General features: G+C 60.3%; 13 protein-coding genes and 3 tRNA genes. 4 read left to right on the top strand and 12 right to left on the bottom strand.

The window, feature by feature from the left end; translation table 11 throughout:
• Positions 1–42 precede the first annotated feature (42 nt).
• Both KO536_RS05400 and KO536_RS05395 read left to right on the top strand, forming a co-directional pair.
• Positions 43–1,284 carry an FAD-binding oxidoreductase gene (locus KO536_RS05400; RefSeq protein ID WP_219261349.1) on the top strand — a complete coding sequence of 414 codons (1,242 nt, stop codon included), beginning with the start codon at positions 43–45 and terminating at the stop codon, positions 1,282–1,284.
• 16 nt (positions 1,285–1,300) lie between these two features.
• The gene (locus KO536_RS05395; RefSeq protein WP_257622807.1) at positions 1,301–2,086 is read left to right on the top strand and encodes an amino acid ABC transporter ATP-binding protein; all 786 of its coding nucleotides are present in this window, start codon (positions 1,301–1,303) and stop codon (positions 2,084–2,086) included.
• A gap of 114 nt (positions 2,087–2,200) precedes the next feature.
• On the opposite strand, the gene KO536_RS05390 is transcribed toward KO536_RS05395, so the two are convergent.
• Positions 2,201–4,237: an NADPH-dependent 2,4-dienoyl-CoA reductase gene (locus tag KO536_RS05390; RefSeq protein WP_219261348.1), complete on the bottom strand. Its 2,037-nt coding sequence runs from the start codon at positions 4,235–4,237 to the stop codon at positions 2,201–2,203.
• Between the two features lie 211 nt (positions 4,238–4,448).
• On the opposite strand from KO536_RS05390, the gene KO536_RS05385 reads away from it, so the two are divergent.
• Together KO536_RS05385 and KO536_RS05380 are read left to right on the top strand one after the other, a co-directional pair.
• Positions 4,449–5,579, top strand: a complete 1,131-nt coding sequence (locus KO536_RS05385) for a carbon-nitrogen hydrolase family protein (RefSeq protein WP_133079401.1) — start codon at positions 4,449–4,451, stop codon at positions 5,577–5,579.
• A 4-nt stretch (positions 5,580–5,583) separates the two neighbouring features.
• Positions 5,584–6,624 (top strand): AraC family transcriptional regulator, encoded by a 1,041-nt coding sequence (locus KO536_RS05380; RefSeq protein WP_219261347.1) that lies wholly within the window; start codon positions 5,584–5,586, stop codon positions 6,622–6,624.
• A 238-nt stretch (positions 6,625–6,862) separates the two neighbouring features.
• Here the strand turns inward: KO536_RS05380 and KO536_RS05375 are convergent, their stop codons facing one another.
• The 11 genes from KO536_RS05375 to accD all read right to left on the bottom strand — a co-directional run bounded on the left by KO536_RS05375 (position 6,863) and on the right by accD (position 15,479).
• Entirely contained in the window at positions 6,863–7,714 is an 852-nt protein-coding gene (locus tag KO536_RS05375) for a DUF2242 domain-containing protein (protein WP_219261346.1), read from the bottom strand.
• Between the two features lie 166 nt (positions 7,715–7,880).
• A tRNA-Asp gene (locus KO536_RS05370) sits at positions 7,881–7,957 on the bottom strand.
• 102 nt (positions 7,958–8,059) lie between these two features.
• Positions 8,060–8,136 (bottom strand) — tRNA-Asp (locus KO536_RS05365).
• A gap of 55 nt (positions 8,137–8,191) precedes the next feature.
• A tRNA-Val gene (locus KO536_RS05360) sits at positions 8,192–8,267 on the bottom strand.
• A gap of 108 nt (positions 8,268–8,375) precedes the next feature.
• Positions 8,376–9,143, bottom strand: a complete 768-nt coding sequence (locus tag KO536_RS05355; protein ID WP_219261465.1) for an SDR family oxidoreductase — start codon at positions 9,141–9,143, stop codon at positions 8,376–8,378.
• 8 nt (positions 9,144–9,151) lie between these two features.
• Positions 9,152–10,363 carry an O-succinylhomoserine sulfhydrylase gene (locus KO536_RS05350; RefSeq protein WP_133079405.1) on the bottom strand — a complete coding sequence of 404 codons (1,212 nt, stop codon included), beginning with the start codon at positions 10,361–10,363 and terminating at the stop codon, positions 9,152–9,154.
• Between the two features lie 67 nt (positions 10,364–10,430).
• Positions 10,431–11,936 carry an amidophosphoribosyltransferase gene (gene purF / locus KO536_RS05345; protein ID WP_133079406.1) on the bottom strand — a complete coding sequence of 502 codons (1,506 nt, stop codon included), beginning with the start codon at positions 11,934–11,936 and terminating at the stop codon, positions 10,431–10,433.
• A 41-nt stretch (positions 11,937–11,977) separates the two neighbouring features.
• Positions 11,978–12,535: a CvpA family protein gene (locus KO536_RS05340; protein ID WP_095028330.1), complete on the bottom strand. Its 558-nt coding sequence runs from the start codon at positions 12,533–12,535 to the stop codon at positions 11,978–11,980.
• A 106-nt stretch (positions 12,536–12,641) separates the two neighbouring features.
• The gene (locus KO536_RS05335; protein ID WP_133079407.1) at positions 12,642–13,271 is read right to left on the bottom strand and encodes an SPOR domain-containing protein; all 630 of its coding nucleotides are present in this window, start codon (positions 13,269–13,271) and stop codon (positions 12,642–12,644) included.
• The gene (folC, locus tag KO536_RS05330; protein WP_219261345.1) at positions 13,255–14,562 is read right to left on the bottom strand and encodes a bifunctional tetrahydrofolate synthase/dihydrofolate synthase; all 1,308 of its coding nucleotides are present in this window, start codon (positions 14,560–14,562) and stop codon (positions 13,255–13,257) included. The genes KO536_RS05335 and folC overlap by 17 nt, the downstream gene beginning before the upstream one ends.
• Positions 14,559–15,479, bottom strand: a complete 921-nt coding sequence (gene accD / locus KO536_RS05325) for an acetyl-CoA carboxylase, carboxyltransferase subunit beta (RefSeq protein WP_095028327.1) — start codon at positions 15,477–15,479, stop codon at positions 14,559–14,561. The genes folC and accD overlap by 4 nt, the downstream gene beginning before the upstream one ends.
• Between the last annotated feature and the right edge of the window lie 31 nt (positions 15,480–15,510).

The following is a 15,510-nucleotide window of genomic DNA, read 5'->3' as shown; positions in this document are numbered from 1 at the left end:
TTGTTCGGGCTGCGAACACGGCCCCTGTTTAAGGATTTGTTTATGCACTGCGACACTATCGTTCTGGGGGCCGGCATCGTCGGCGTCAGTACCGCGTTGCAACTCCAGGCCCGCGGGCGCAGCGTCGTGCTGCTCGACCGCGCAGCGCCTGGCAGCGGCACCAGCCACGGCAATGCCGGGCTGATCGAACGCGCCAGCGTTATCCCCTACTCGTTCCCCCGTGAAATTTCGCGCTTGCTGCGCTATGGCCTCAATCAGCAATCCGATGTGCGCTACAGCCTCAAGCACCTGCCAAAGGCCGGGCCGTGGCTGTTGAAATACTGGCAGCAGTCCGGCCCCAAGGAACTGGCCAAGGCCACCCGGGCCATGCTGCCGCTGATTGAAAAATGTGTGACCGAGCACGACCTGCTGGCTGAGCCGGCGGGTATGACCGAGCTGATTGACGACAGCGGCTGGATCGAGGTGTATCGCACCCAGGCCGACTTCGACAAAGCCCAGCGTGACGCCGCCGCCCTGAGCGAATACCAGCTCAACTATCGGGTGCTCGGCGAGCAGCAAGTCCACGCCCTGGAGCCGGGCCTGCACACCGATGTCATCGGCGGCATTCACTGGCTGGACCCCAAGACCGTCAGCGATCCGGGTGGCCTGACCCGTGGCTACGCCGAACTGTTCATCAAGCGCGGCGGCACCTTTGTGACCGGCAATGCCACCAGCCTGCGGGCAACGGCAGGGCAATGGCAGGTTGAAAGCCAGAAAGGGCTGATCGTCGGCAATGAAGTGGTGGTTGCACTCGGCCCACAGGCACGGGACATCTTCGAGCCCCTGGGCTATCGCATTCCTTTGGCGATCAAGCGCGGCTACCACATGCATTACGCGGCCAGGGACGGCCAGACCATGCAGCATCCGATCCTCGATTCGGTGGGGGGTTACGTGCTGGCGCCGATGGTGGGCGGCATCCGCCTGACCACCGGCATCGAGTTCGCCGACAGCGATGACCCGATCAACGAGATCCAGTTGCGCCGCTGCGAAGAGCGGGCCCAGCGCCTGTATCCATTGGGTGAACGTGTGGATGCCGAGCCCTGGCTCGGCCGACGCCCGTGCCTGCCGGACATGTGCCCGGTCATCGGGCCTGGCAGTCGCCACAAGGGCCTGTGGTTCAACTTTGGCCACGCCCACCACGGCCTGACCCTGGGCCCGGTCAGCGGGCGCCTGTTGGCCGAGATGATGACCGGCGAAAAGCCTTTCACCGACCCTGCGCCCTACAGCGCCGAACGTTTTCACTGATCACTGGAGACACACCATGCACGCACAACCTGCTTACGTTCACCCCGTGTCGCCAGTCACTGATACCCGCAAGGTAGTGGTGGATATCGCCGGGCTGAACAAGTACTACAGCGCCTTTCACGTACTCAAGGGCATTGACCTGAAAGTGCGCGAAGGCGAACGCATCGTGCTGTGCGGCCCTTCCGGCTCCGGCAAATCGACCTTGATCCGCTGTATCAACCGCCTGGAAATCGCCGAACAGGGCCGCATCCTGATCAACGACACCGACCTGTCACTGCCCACGCGCGAAGCGAGCAAGGTGCGCAGCGAAATCGGCATGGTGTTTCAGCACTTCAACCTGTTCCCGCACATGAGCGTAATCGACAACTGCATTCTGGCGCCGATGTCGGTGCGCGGGTTGTCGCGCAAGAAGGCGATCGAACTGGCGCAGCATTTTTTGACCAAGGTCGGGATTGCCAGCCAGGCCGACAAGTACCCGAGCCAGCTGTCGGGCGGCCAGCAGCAACGCGTCGCCATTGCCCGGGCGCTGTGCATGGAGCCGAAAATCATGCTGTTCGATGAGCCCACTTCGGCGCTGGACCCGGAAATGGTCAGCGAAGTGCTGGACGTCATGGTCAACCTGGCCGGCAGCGGCATGACGATGCTGTGCGTGACCCACGAAATGGGCTTTGCCCGTCAGGTGGCCGAGCGGGTGTTGTTCCTGGATGGCGGGATGGTGATCGAGGACTCGCCACCGGAAGAGTTTTTCAACGCCCCGAAAAGCCCGCGGGCCAAGGCGTTTTTAGCGCAGATCGTGCACTAGACACCACCCTGTGGAAGCGGGCTTGCTCGCGATCAAGGCGCCGCGGTATTGAAGTTGAACCGCGTCGATCCAATCGCGAACAAGCCCGCTCCCACAAAGGGCACACGCAGGAGTCTAGAGCTGCGCCGCCAGGCGCGAACCCTGATCAATGGCGCGCTTGGCATCCAGCTCGGCCGCCACGTCGGCACCCCCGATCAAATGCACGCTCTGCCCGGCCGCGACCAGGCCGTCGTGCAGCTCCCGCAACGGGTCTTGCCCGGCGCAAATCACAATGTTGTCGACCGGCAACACCTGCGGCTCACCCTCGCCAATGCGAATGTGCAGCCCTGCATCGTCGATGTTCAGGTATTCAACGCTTTTGAGCATGTGCACCTGTTTTTTTTTCAGCCCCGCGCGGTGGATCCAGCCAGTGGTTTTGCCCAGCCCGTCGCCCACCTTGCTGGCTTTGCGCTGCAACAGGAACACTTGGCGAGCAGGTGCGTGGACTTCTGGCTTTATACCGGCAACACCTCCCCGGGCTTCAAGCGCACTGTCGATGCCCCATTCTTTCCAGAACGCGTCACGGTCCTGGCTGGTGGACACGCCCTGATGCACGAGAAACTCGGATACATCAAAGCCGATACCGCCTGCGCCAATCACTGCCACTTTGGCGCCCACCGGCTTGCGTTGCAGGATCACGTCCAGGTAGCTCAGCACCTTGGGGTTGTCGATACCTGGAATGGCAGGCGTACGCGGCGCAATGCCGGTGGCCAGGATAATTTCGTCAAAGCCCCCGTCGACCAGTTGCTGCACATCCATGCGGGTGTTCAGGCACAGTTCGACACCGGTGGTTTGCAGCTTGCGCTTGAAGTAACGCAAGGTTTCGAAGAACTCTTCCTTGCCCGGCACACGCTTGGCCACATTGAACTGACCGCCAATCTCGCTCGCCGAGTCAAACAGCGTGACCTCATGCCCGCGCTCTGCCGCCACCGTGGCCGCTGAAAGACCGGCGGGGCCGGCTCCGACCACGGCAATTTTTTTGACCGCAATGGTCGGCAGGTAGTTGAGTTCGGTCTCGTGGCAGGCGCGGGGGTTGACCAGGCAGCTGGTCAGCTTGCCGCCGAAGGTATGATCCAGGCAGGCCTGGTTGCAGCCGATGCAGGTGTTGATTTCGTCACTGCGCCCGGCAGCCGCCTTGTTGACGAACTCGGGATCGGCCAGGAACGGACGGGCCATGGACACCATGTCAGCGTCACCTTCGACCAGGATCTGCTCGGCAATGTCCGGGGTATTGATGCGGTTGGTGGTAATCAGGGGCACGCTGACCGAACCGCGAAGCTTGGCCGTCACCTTGCTGAAGGCGGCACGGGGCACTTTGGTAGCAATGGTGGGGATGCGCGCTTCGTGCCAACCGATCCCGGTGTTGATCAAGGTCGCACCGGCCGATTCGACGGCCTTGGCCAGTTGCACGATTTCTTCCCACACGCTGCCGCCTGCCACCAGGTCCAGCATCGACAGGCGATAAATAATGATGAAGTTCGGGCCTACGGCTTCGCGCACGCGACGCACGATGTCCACCGCCAGGCGCATGCGGTTTTCGTAGCTGCCGCCCCAGCGGTCGGTGCGCTGGTTGGTGTGCGCCGCGAGGAACTGGTTAATCAGGTAGCCTTCGGAACCCATGATTTCGACACCGTCATACCCGGCGCTCTGGGCAAGTCGGGCGCATGTCACGAAATCGCTGATCTGCTTTTCAATGCCCGCTTCGTCCAGTTCCCTGGGCTTGAACGGATTGATCGGCGCCTGAATCGCACTCGGCGCAACCTGGCGCGGGCTGTAGGCATAACGCCCGGCATGGAGGATCTGCAAGCAGATCTTGCCGCCGGCATCGTGAACGGCCCGGGTGACGATTACGTGCTTTTCCGCCTCTTCGACCGTGCTCAGCTTGGCCGCGCCACTGTACACACCGCCCTCGTCGTTAGGCGCAATGCCCCCCGTCACGATCAAACCCACACCGCCTTTGGCCCGCTCGGCAAAGTAGGCAGCCATACGCTCAAAGCCACCGGGTTTTTCTTCGAGACCGGTGTGCATTGACCCCATCAGGGTGCGGTTGCGCAACGTGGTAAAGCCCAGATCCAGCGGGGCCATTAAATGCGGGTAGTGCGTGGCAGTCATCAGTCAGCTCCACAACGGTCTAAATCACGGAACGCGGGATGCTCTGCGGCTCCCGTCGTTTAATGTCCGCCAAGGTAAAGGCAGGATGGGCCCCACTCAATGACCCAAAGTTACAAATTATTAACCCAAATGCACATCCCCCCTTGGCAAGCCCGCAAGCGCCGCCTACCCTAGACATCGAATTCCGCTGAAAGCTGTCCGTTCTATTTATATGCGCAAACTTATTGGCTGCACCTTATTGATCGCCCTTGTCGCCGCTGCCGGCGGCTATGCCTGGTGGACCACGCAACGGGATGTTGGTCATTACCTCTCTGACCTGCGTATCGAGCTGGCCATAAACGAGGGTGTCAATAATGATCGTGGCAACCTGCTGGGTATCGAGCCGGACCTGTCACCCCGCGACTATCAAAGCCTGGCGCTGGTGCACCTGAAGCTGGCGGCTTATCTCGACACCGCTCGCGCTGCAGGTTTGCTCAATGACAAAACCGTCGTGGTGCTGCCAGAGCACATCGGCTCCTGGCTGATGTTTCGCGGTGAAAAAAGCGAGCTGTACCAGGCAGCCAACCTGAATGAAGCCATGCGCTGGCTGGCGGTGAGCAACCCGCTGGCCTTTGCCAATGCCTGGCTTCGTGCTGACGGCGAAAGCCGGATCAACGATGCTCACTTGCGCATGAAGGCCAGCAGCATGGCAGCCGATTACCAGACGCTGTTTGGCGGCCTGGCCAAAGAGTTCGGCGTTACCCTGGTGGCCGGGAGCATTGCCCTCCCTTCGCCGCGTATCGAGAACGGCACGCTGCTGCCCGGCACGGGCCCCTTGTACAACAGCAGTGTGGTCTTCGGCAGTGATGGCGCAGCGCTGGGCACTCCCCAGCGTCAGTTGCTGCCCACCTATGAAGAACAAAGCTACATCCAGCCCAGCCCCGACCATGAGTTGAATGTGGTTGATACCCCGGCCGGACGCCTGGGCATCCTGATCGGCAGCGACAGCTGGTACCCGGAGAACTACCGCACCCTGAACGAAAAACGTGCGCAACTGATCGCCGTGCCCGCGTTCATCGTTGGCAAAACCACCTGGGACAAACCTTGGGGCGGCTACAAAAGCGTATCGACACCCAGCGAAATCAGCCTCAAGCCCGGCGAAGTGACCGAAGGCGACGCCTGGCATCGCCTGACATTGATCAGCAGCCTGCCCAGCAGCACTGCCCAAGCCGGTGTCACCGTCTTCTTGCGGGGCAAGTTCTGGGACAAGCACAGCACAGGACTGGGCTTTATCAGTCACAACGGCCAGACCAGTGCGGATCAGCCCGGCACCGGTGCACGGCTGTTGAACGTCTGGCTCTAGCACGATGAAACCGCTGCCGATGCGCCTGGGCGATCTGTCGGTGGGGTTTGTCCAGGCCCTGGCCGATGCCGTGCACAGCTGCGGCAAAGACCCTGCGCCCCTGCTCGAACAGTTCGGCCTTGACCCCGCCCGTCTCGCCCAGCCGCTGGCGCGCCTGTCGATACCGCGCTACATGCGCCTGGGGCACGCGGCAATTGCCCTCACCGGCGACCCGGCACTGGGCTTGCGCATGGGCCAGCTAAGCCGCCTGAACCAGGTCGGACTGGCCGGTGTGACTGCGGCCCAGGCACCCACCGTTCGGGAGGCGGCACGCACCCTGATTCGTTTTGAGGCCCTCTACGGCTCCAACTATCGAGGGCAATCGAGCTTTCACGAAGACGCCCGGGGCGCCTGGCTGCGTTTTTATTCCATCAGCCCGTACAACGCCTACAACCGCTTTGTGGTGGACTCGATCATTGCCGGTTGGCTGCAACACCTGTCATCGGTCGCAGCCCACCCCCTGAGCTGCGAGCACATCGACATTGAGTTCAATGAACCTGATTACGCGGCACGCTACAGCGCGCTCGGCAGTTCGACAGTCCATTTTCGCGCCGAGACCAATCAGCTGCGCCTGAACCATGCCACGCTCGACCTGCGCAACCCGCAGCACTGTCCAAGTACCTGGACCTACCTGCTGCAGTTGTGCGAACGCGAACTGGAGCAACTGACCCGCACCCGCAGCCTGCGCGAACGCATCACACAACTGTTGGGGCCTTTGCTCAACGGTGGTCGTGAACCCGACCTGGAAGAAGTGGCGGCTCGCCTGAAGCTGCCGACCTGGACCTTGCGGCGCAAGCTCACGGAGGAAGGCACGCAGTTTCGCGCCATTCTCAACGACACACGCCGCGACCTCGCCATGACCTATATCCGCGATACGGAACTGGCCTTTGGCGAGATTGCCTATTTGTTGGGGTTTGCCTCAGCCGAGGCGTTTCAACGCGCCTTCAAGCGCTGGAATGCGCAGACGCCGGGGGAATACCGACGCCTTCAGCGCCAATCTGCGTAAACGTGCCTGGAGCTCAAAGCTCGGTCGCATCGTCAGCAGGTTCAAGCGGGTCGAGCTCAAAAGCCCGATACTCAAGCAGTTCTTCCTGATAATCGTCCATAGCAGCATCCCTTTTCAGTCTGTTTGTTTAAGTCATGCCTGAGCATAAAGTGCCCCCATGAAGGAAAAATGACACCTTCGCGGGCACTGTCACAACTCATTTATAAACGTAGCAGAGCTTTTGGGATTTACCGCACGGTTATTGAGGGGGCGAAGGCTCTACCGCAACAGGTACAGGGGTGATCGCAGACTCGCCCTGTGGCGCGACGGCCTTGGCCGGCTCAGGTTGTTCGGCTGCAGGCTTGATCTCGGGTACCGCCGCCGCAGGGGCTGCCTGGACTTCTACCGGGGAAATGGGCTCGACGTCTGCCGGTGGCACGACGGGCTCACTCACAGACTCGACAGCAGGCGCTGGCGGCTCAATGGCAGGCGCAGCGGCTTCGTCCTTGGCAGGCACTGCTTCGGGTACTCCCAGGTCGGGCTTGGGCGCTTCAGGGGCATGCACCGCCTTTTCCACTTCCTTGGGCTTGGGCAGAAATGCTTCTACCAGCGTGAAAAAGCGGTCGTAAAACTGAGGCGAAGAGACTGTCTCGCTGGCGACCTTGACCATCGAGTCATCGGTCGAGCCAATCGGCATCGATACCGACCCCAGCACACCAACCCCCAGGCTCGCGGAGTTGTTCACCTTTTTCAGCGCATAACGGTCCTGCAGGGCATTGGCAAACATGGTGGCGTGATGCTGTGAACCACCATCGTCGGCGCACACAATGTTGAAGCTGATCTCCAGATGGCTTTCACCCGTTTGCTGGAAGCTCTTGTGGCCACTGATGATTTTCGGATCGCTGCTGGTGATGATGTAGCCCTGGCTGAGCAACGCGCGGCGCGCAGCCTCACAGGAGGTTTTGTCGGTTACCGGGTAATTACGCGAGAACGTACCGGAATCATCGAAACTTTCATGTTCGTAGATCGCTGTCTTCTTCGATGAGCAACCTGCGAGTCCAGCCAGCACTAGGGCGACTACCACGGCACGCACGGGGAATGACATAAGCATTAAAGATCCTGAAGAGAACGGTACGGGGTGTATTGTGCATCAGTTCGCGTTTGGCGGGAGCAGTTTCCATGTGTAGCCGCTGCCGTAGAATTTCAGGCACAAAAAAAGCGACCCTAAGGTCGCTTTCTTTGTAGCTTCAGAGAGTTCAAGGGCTCTGAAGCAAATATGGCGCAGCGGACGGGACTCGAACCCGCGACCCCCGGCGTGACAGGCCGGTATTCTAACCGACTGAACTACCGCTGCGTATCGCTCGGACTTGCGTCCGTTTGAAACTTTCAAAACCTGTGACTGAAGAGCTTCGGTGCTTTTCAATCGCAAACCAGGCGAACCTGATTTGTACAAATATGGCGCAGCGGACGGGACTCGAACCCGCGACCCCCGGCGTGACAGGCCGGTATTCTAACCGACTGAACTACCGCTGCGCGTCGGTGGTTGTTCCTTTCAGAACGACCTTTCTCTTGCGAGAATCTCAAGAAGTGGTGGGTGATGACGGGATCGAACCGCCGACCCTCTGCTTGTAAGGCAGATGCTCTCCCAGCTGAGCTAATCACCCTTTGCTTCGTTGAGGCCGCGAAATTTACGCATCTATCGAAGCTAAGTCAAGGACAAGATTGAGTTTTTTTCAAAAAAGGCAAAAATAGTGGCCAGCCTGCAACAAGGCCTACTCGCCATAGATCATCTTTTTGCTCATCCCTCCGTCGACCACAAACTCCTGACCCGTCACAAACCCGGCATTACGTGACAATAACCAGGCAACCATCGATGCGACGTCCTCCACGGTCCCTACCCGGCCAGCCGGGTGCTGAGCGTGATCGGCGTCCGTCAGCGGCTCTGCACGCCTCACAGAGGGGTCCCGGGCATCAATCCAGCCCGGGCTGACCGCATTGACCCTAACCTGCGGCCCAAGGCTGATGGCCAGCGCATGGGTCAACGCCAGCAACCCGCCCTTGCTTGCCACGTAAGCCTCGGTATCAGGCTCCGACTGGCGGGCGCGGGTGGAAGCCAGGTTGACGATCGAACCATTGTGCGCACGCAGGTACGGCGCACAATGCTTGGCCAGCAACATGGGCCCGGTCAGGTTGACCGCCAGAACACGATTCCAGTGTTCCAGATCGAGGCTTTCAAGGCCCATGTTGTGCGGATCCGCAATGGCGGCATTGCACACCAGCCCGTCCAGCCGCCCAAACTGGCCAAGGACTTGCGCGACACACTGAATGACATCGGCCTCGACCGAAACATCCATCGTCACGAACCAGGCACTCTCACCCAGCGCCTTGGCCACCCTGGAACCCCGGGCGCGGTCAATGTCGGTCAATACCACTTGCCAACCTTCACTGACCAGCCAGGCAGCAATCCCCAGGCCAATGCCCCGCGCAGCACCCGTCACCAGCGCTACGCGGCCATTGCCGCCAACCGGTGTTTCGTCCATCCAGTCACTCACAGCGCAGCAAGACCTCGTGCGAGGTCGGCTTGCAAGTCGGCGACATCTTCCAGACCGACCGCGATCCGGATCAGGCTGTCGCGAATACCCGCCGCTTCACGCTCTTGTGGCGCCAGACGACCATGGGACGTGGTCGCCGGATGGGTAATCGTGGTTTTGCTGTCACCCAGGTTAGCGGTGATCGAGATCAGGCGGGTTGCGTCGATAAAGCGCCAGGCGCCCTCTTTCCCACCCTTGACCTCAAAGCTGACCACCGCACCAAAACCGCGCTGCTGACGCTGGGCCAGCTCATATTGCGGATGGCTCTTGAGACCGGCGTAGTGAACCTTTTCAACCCCGTCCTGCTGCTCCAGCCACTCGGCCAGCGACTGGGCACTGGCGCAGTGAGCGCGCATGCGCAGGTTCAGGGTTTCAAGACCCTTGAGGAAGATCCAGGCATTGAACGGGCTCAGGGTCGGCCCGGCAGTGCGCAAGAAGCCGACGATTTCTTTCATCAGTTCGCCACGACCGGCAACCACACCGCCCATGCAACGGCCCTGGCCATCGATGAATTTGGTGGCCGAATGCACCACGATGTCCGCGCCCAGCTTCAGCGGCTGCTGCAAGGCAGGCGTGCAGAAACAGTTGTCGACCACCAGCAGCGCGCCCTTGGCGTGGGCAATCCCGGCCAGGGCGGCAATGTCCACCAGCTCGGCCAGCGGATTGGACGGCGACTCGACAAACAGCAATTTGGTGTTGGGCTTGATCGCCGCGTCCCAGCCAGCCAGTTCAGCCAACGGCACGTAATCGACCTGCACGCCAAAGCGCTTGAAGTACTTTTCAAACAGGCTGATGGTCGAGCCGAACACGCTGCGCGACACCAGAATGTGATCGCCGGCGCTGCACAGGCTCATGACCACCGACAAAATGGCCGCCATGCCGGTGGCGGTTGCCACGGCCTGCTCGGCGCCTTCAAGGGCCGCAATGCGCTCTTCGAAGGCACGAACGGTGGGGTTGGTGTAACGCGAGTAAACGTTGCCTGCCACTTCGCCCGAGAACCGTGCTGCCGCGTCAGCCGCCGTGCGGAACACGTAGCTGGAGGTCAGGAACATTGCATCACCATGCTCGCCCTCGGGCGTACGGTGCTGGCCAGCACGCACAGCCAAGGTGTCGAACGCTACGCCCTCAAGGTCGCTGTCCAGCCGACCCGCATCCCAATCCTGACTCATGCTGCCCACTCCTTGCTTTGTATTGGATGAACGCAAACCGGCCCATCAGGGCCGGTTTGGTGAACACTTAGTTGTTGTACAAGCCTATCGTCGCACCGACACCCTGGGCAACCACCTTGGAAGCATCATTGCGCGCACGCTCGATACGTTCCAGATAGTTGTCATCGATATCGCCGGTGACGTACTTGCCATCAAACACTGCGCAGTCGAACGCGTCGATCTTGATCTTGCCACCACCGACTGCTTCGATCAGATCAGGCAAGTCCTGGTAGATCAACCAGTCAGCACCGATCAACTCGGCCACTTCCTGGGTGCTGCGGTTGTGTGCGATCAGCTCGTGGGCGCTCGGCATGTCGATGCCATAGACGTTCGGGTAGCGAACTGCCGGGGCCGCCGAGCAGAAGTAGACGTTCTTGGCGCCAGCTTCACGGGCCATCTGAATGATCTGCTTGCACGTTGTACCGCGCACGATCGAGTCGTCCACCAGCATCACGTTCTTGCCACGGAACTCCAGTTCGATGGCGTTGAGCTTCTGGCGCACGGATTTTTTACGCGCTGCCTGGCCCGGCATGATGAAGGTACGGCCGATGTAACGGTTTTTGACGAAGCCTTCGCGGAACTTGACGCCCAAGTGGTTCGCCAGCTCCAGCGCCGCGCAGCGGCTGGTGTCCGGAATCGGGATAACCACGTCGATATCGTGATCCGGGCGTTCGCGCAGGATCTTCTCGGCGAGCTTCTCACCCATGCGCAGACGCGCCTTGTACACCGAAACACCGTCGATGATCGAATCCGGACGAGCCAGGTACACGTGCTCGAAGATGCACGGGGTCAATTGCGGGTTCACCGCGCACTGACGGGTGTGCAGCTTGCCATCTTCAGTGATGTAAACCGCTTCACCCGGCGCAAGGTCGCGAATCAGGGTAAAGCCCAGCACATCCAGGGAGACGCTTTCGGAGGCGATCATGTACTCGACGCCTTCGTCGGTATGACGCTGACCGAAGACAATCGGGCGAATGCCGTTCGGGTCGCGGAAACCGACGATGCCGTAACCGGTGATCATCGCAACCACGGCGTAACCGCCACGGCAGCGGTTGTGCACGTCTGTCACGGCAGCAAACACGTCTTCTTCAGTCGGCTGCAATTTGCCGCGCTGAGCCAGTTCATGGGCGAAGACGTTGAGCAACACTTCCGAATCGGAGTTGGTGTTGACGTGACGCAAGTCAGATTCGTAAATCTCCTTGGCCAGCTGTTCAACGTTGGTCAGGTTGCCGTTATGCGCCAGGGTGATGCCATAGGGCGAGTTGACATAAAACGGCTGAGCTTCAGCTGAAGTCGAGCTGCCAGCGGTTGGATAGCGTACGTGGCCAATGCCCACGTTGCCGACCAGGCGCTGCATGTGACGCTGATGAAACACGTCACGAACCAGCCCGTTGTCCTTGCGCAGAAATAACCGGCCATTATGGCTGGTCACAATACCGGCAGCATCCTGGCCGCGGTGCTGGAGGACGGTTAGCGCGTCATACAGCGCCTGATTGACGTTCGACTTACCGACGATACCGACGATGCCACACATGCGACGCAACCCCTACTTAATGGATCTGAACTGAACACCGCTCACTTGGGCTGGGTAGCCGGCAAGAGGTGCTCCTTGAACGGAATGTCAGCGGGTACGCTGATTCCGCTGGCCAGCCACTGACTGCTCCACCCCAGAATGAGGTTTTTGGACCAGTCGGCAACCAATAGAAATTGTGGCACGAGCCGCGACTCTTGCCACCATGAGTCTTGCTGTACCGGCCCCAGGCTAAGCAGCCCGACCGCAGTTACCACCAGCAACGCGCCACGCGCAGCGCCGAAGGCCATGCCGAGAAAACGATCGGTCCCGGACAAGCCGGTGACGCGAATCAGTTCGCCGATAAGAAAATTGATCATTGCGCCTACCAGCAAGGTGGCGACAAACATGATGGTGCACCCAACGATAACGCGGGCGGAAGGTGTTTCGATGTATCCGGAGAGATATTGAGACAGTGAACCGCCGAACATCCAGGCAACGACCCCGGCAATGATCCAGGTGCACAGCGACAATGCTTCTTTTACAAAGCCGCGCTTCAAGCTGATCAAAGCGGAGATGGCGATAATTGCAACGATCGCCCAGTCAACCCAGGTAAATGGCACAGTTCAGCCTACAGACAGATGAGGCGGCGCATTTTAGCAGAGCGCCGCCGCTCAGGTAAGGCGATTTATCCGTGCTTGAGCAATCAGATTGAACCTTTTTGCGCGCTCAACCGCGTTCAGGCTGGAAGCGCACCACAAAACCCTTGAGATTTTGCTGTTTGCCGAGCAAATCACGCAGGCGATCGGCTTCTGCACGCTCAAGCAACGGACCGACAAAAACCCGATTCATCCCGCCGGAAGATCGAACGTAAGCGTTATACCCTTGATTACGAAGGGTTTTTTGAAGGTTGTCCGCACTCGCCCGATTGGAGAGGCTCACCAATTGAACCGACCAGCTGATCGGCAAGCCGTTGGGATCAACACGCTTTTGCGTGGTATCCAGCTTGGCCGGTGCCTGGGCAACCGTTTGTGCCGGGGTGACAGCCGGTGGCTTTGGGGCAACTGCTGCAGGCTTTGCAACCACAGGCGCGACAGGAGCCGTCGCCACCTGCTGCTCGACAACCGGCAATTCTTCCGGGACCGGCTCTTGGGCAATGACTTGCGGCTCCGGCACGGCAACTGGCTCGACCTGAACCGGCTGCATGACCGGAATCTGTGGCGCCGTGGGTGCATCCACCTGGATTTGACGCTGCTCGTCCTGACGCGAGAACAACATCGGAAGGAAAATCACGGCCAACGCCACCAATACCAGGGCGCCTACCATACGCTGCTTGAATACCTTATCCAGCAAAGCCATTTGCAGCCTCCTCCTTGGCACGCCGCTCCAACCACTCGAGCGCTTGCGCGACACAATAAAATGATCCGAACAACAGGATTTCGTCTTCGGGCGTAGCCCGTTCGCATTGAGCTTCGAGCGCGGCATCCACACTGTCATGGGCCGAGACCGAAGCACCAAGCCCCTGCAGCGCAGCCTGAACCTCAGCCGCCGACCGTGTCCGCGAGGTATTCAGCGGTGCAACCGCCCAATGCTCGACCGACGACGCGAGCTGTGACACTACGCCATCAAGGTCCTTGTCTGCCAGCAGACCGAACACGGCCAGGCGCTTGCCAGTGACAGGCCGCTGCGCCAAACGCCGCTCAAGGTACTCGGCCGCATGGGGGTTGTGCCCCACGTCCAGCAGCACATTCAAGGCTTTGCCTTTCCAGTTGAATTGGCGGCGATCCAGTCGACCCGTGACGCGAGTGCCAACCAGTGCACTGATGATGCGCGCCGGCTCCCATGGCAGATCGGTCAACGCATAGGCCTGCACCGCAAGCGCTGCGTTCTCCATGGGCAAATCCAGCAGCGCAATGTCACGCAGCTCCAGAACCTGCCCTTTCGCATCCAGGCCACGCCAGTGCCACACCTGCTCTGAACTGGCCAGATCGAAGTCACGGCCGCGCAAGAACAGCGGACAGCCCAGCTCCCTGGCCTTGTCGAGCAGGGCGTGAGGAGGATTGAGGTCGCCACAGAGGGCTGGCTTGCCCGCACGGAAGATCCCGGCCTTCTCAAAAGCCACCGATTCGCGGGTATTGCCCAGGTACTCGACATGATCGACACCGATGCTGGTCACCAGCGCCAGGTCGGCATCCACCAGATTGACCGCATCCAGACGTCCGCCCAAGCCGACTTCCAGCACTACGGCATCCAGCTGGGCACGCTCAAACAGCCAGAACGCTGCCAACGTACCCATTTCAAAATAAGTCAGGGAAGTCTCGCCCCGCCCCGCGTCCAAAGCCGCGAAGGCCTCGCACAGCAGTTCGTCGCTGACTTCAACCCCGTCAATCTGTACGCGCTCGTTATAGCGCAGCAAGTGGGGCGAACTGTAAACCCCAACCTTGAGCCCTTGCGCCTGCAGCAACGCTGCCACAAACGCACAGGTCGAGCCCTTGCCATTGGTGCCCGTAACCGTCACCACCCGAGGCGCGGGCTTTTGCAGCCCCATGCGGTTCGTTACCTCGCGTGCGCGATCCAGCCCCATATCAATGGCGGCCGGATGCAGCTGTTCAAGATAGGCGAGCCACTCGCCAAGGGTGCGCTGGGTCATAGGTTTGCAGGTGCCGGTGGAACAACGATGGTTTCAACAGGTGCCGCGACGAACACAGGTGTTGGCAAGCCCATCATCTGTGCCAGCAGGTTGCCCAGGCGTGGACGCAGCTCCTGACGCGCAATGATCAGGTCGATTGCGCCGTGCTCCAGCAGAAACTCGCTGCGCTGGAAGCCTTCTGGCAGTTTTTCGCGAACGGTCTGTTCGATAACCCGCGGACCGGCAAAACCGATCAGGGCTTTAGGCTCAGCCACGATGACATCGCCCAGCATTGCCAGACTGGCCGAAACGCCGCCATAGACTGGGTCGGTCAGCACCGAGATGAACGGAATGCCTTCTTCACGCAGACGCGCCAGCACCGCAGAGGTCTTGGCCATTTGCATCAGGGAGATGAGCGCTTCCTGCATCCGCGCACCGCCGGAGGCTGCAAAGCAGATCATCGGGCAGCGGTTTTCCAGCGCGTAGTTGGCTGCACGCACGAAACGCTCGCCGACGATGGCGCCCATCGAGCCGCCCATGAACGAGAATTCAAAGGCAGACACAACCACCGGCATACCCAGCAACGTACCGCTCATGGAGATCAGCGCGTCTTTTTCGCCCGTCTGCTTTTGCGCGCCGACCAGACGATCCTTGTACTTTTTGCTGTCACGGAACTTGAGACGGTCAACCGGCTCCAGGTCTGCGCCCAACTCGGCACGGCCGTCGGCATCCAGGAAGATATCGATGCGGGCACGCGCACCAATGCGCATGTGGTGATTACATTTCGGGCAAACGTCCAGGGTCTTTTCCAGCTCTGGACGATAAAGCACAGCGTCGCAAGACGGGCATTTGTGCCACAGGCCTTCAGGTACCGAGCTCTTTTTGACCTCGGAACGCATGATCGAAGGAATCAGCTTGTCTACCAACCAGTTGCTCATGCTTTCTTTCTCCAGTACCGGTGGCCAGAAC

Source organism: Pseudomonas sp. NKUCC02_KPG, assembly GCF_019345465.1.
GTDB lineage: Bacteria > Pseudomonadota > Gammaproteobacteria > Pseudomonadales > Pseudomonadaceae > Aquipseudomonas.
Note: the sequence above shows the minus strand (reverse complement) of the source record. Positions and strands in the feature narration are given on the sequence as shown.

What these genes read in the sequence shown, in the direction of transcription:
- KO536_RS05400 (WP_219261349.1), top strand. Translation starts at nt 43, where the DNA reads ATGCACTGCGACACTATCGTTCTGGGGGCCGGCATCGTCGGCGTCAGT.
- KO536_RS05395 (WP_257622807.1), top strand. Translation starts at nt 1,301, where the DNA reads ATGCACGCACAACCTGCTTACGTTCACCCCGTGTCGCCAGTCACTGAT.
- KO536_RS05390 (WP_219261348.1), bottom strand. Translation starts at nt 4,237, where the DNA reads ATGACTGCCACGCACTACCCGCATTTAATGGCCCCGCTGGATCTGGGC.
- KO536_RS05385 (WP_133079401.1), top strand. Translation starts at nt 4,449, where the DNA reads ATGCGCAAACTTATTGGCTGCACCTTATTGATCGCCCTTGTCGCCGCT.
- KO536_RS05380 (WP_219261347.1), top strand. Translation starts at nt 5,584, where the DNA reads ATGAAACCGCTGCCGATGCGCCTGGGCGATCTGTCGGTGGGGTTTGTC.
- KO536_RS05375 (WP_219261346.1), bottom strand. Translation starts at nt 7,714, where the DNA reads ATGCTTATGTCATTCCCCGTGCGTGCCGTGGTAGTCGCCCTAGTGCTG.
- KO536_RS05355 (WP_219261465.1), bottom strand. Translation starts at nt 9,143, where the DNA reads ATGGACGAAACACCGGTTGGCGGCAATGGCCGCGTAGCGCTGGTGACG.
- KO536_RS05350 (WP_133079405.1), bottom strand. Translation starts at nt 10,363, where the DNA reads ATGAGTCAGGATTGGGATGCGGGTCGGCTGGACAGCGACCTTGAGGGC.
- purF (WP_133079406.1), bottom strand. Translation starts at nt 11,936, where the DNA reads ATGTGTGGCATCGTCGGTATCGTCGGTAAGTCGAACGTCAATCAGGCG.
- KO536_RS05335 (WP_133079407.1), bottom strand. Translation starts at nt 13,271, where the DNA reads ATGGCTTTGCTGGATAAGGTATTCAAGCAGCGTATGGTAGGCGCCCTG.
- folC (WP_219261345.1), bottom strand. Translation starts at nt 14,562, where the DNA reads ATGACCCAGCGCACCCTTGGCGAGTGGCTCGCCTATCTTGAACAGCTG.
- accD (WP_095028327.1), bottom strand. Translation starts at nt 15,479, where the DNA reads ATGAGCAACTGGTTGGTAGACAAGCTGATTCCTTCGATCATGCGTTCC.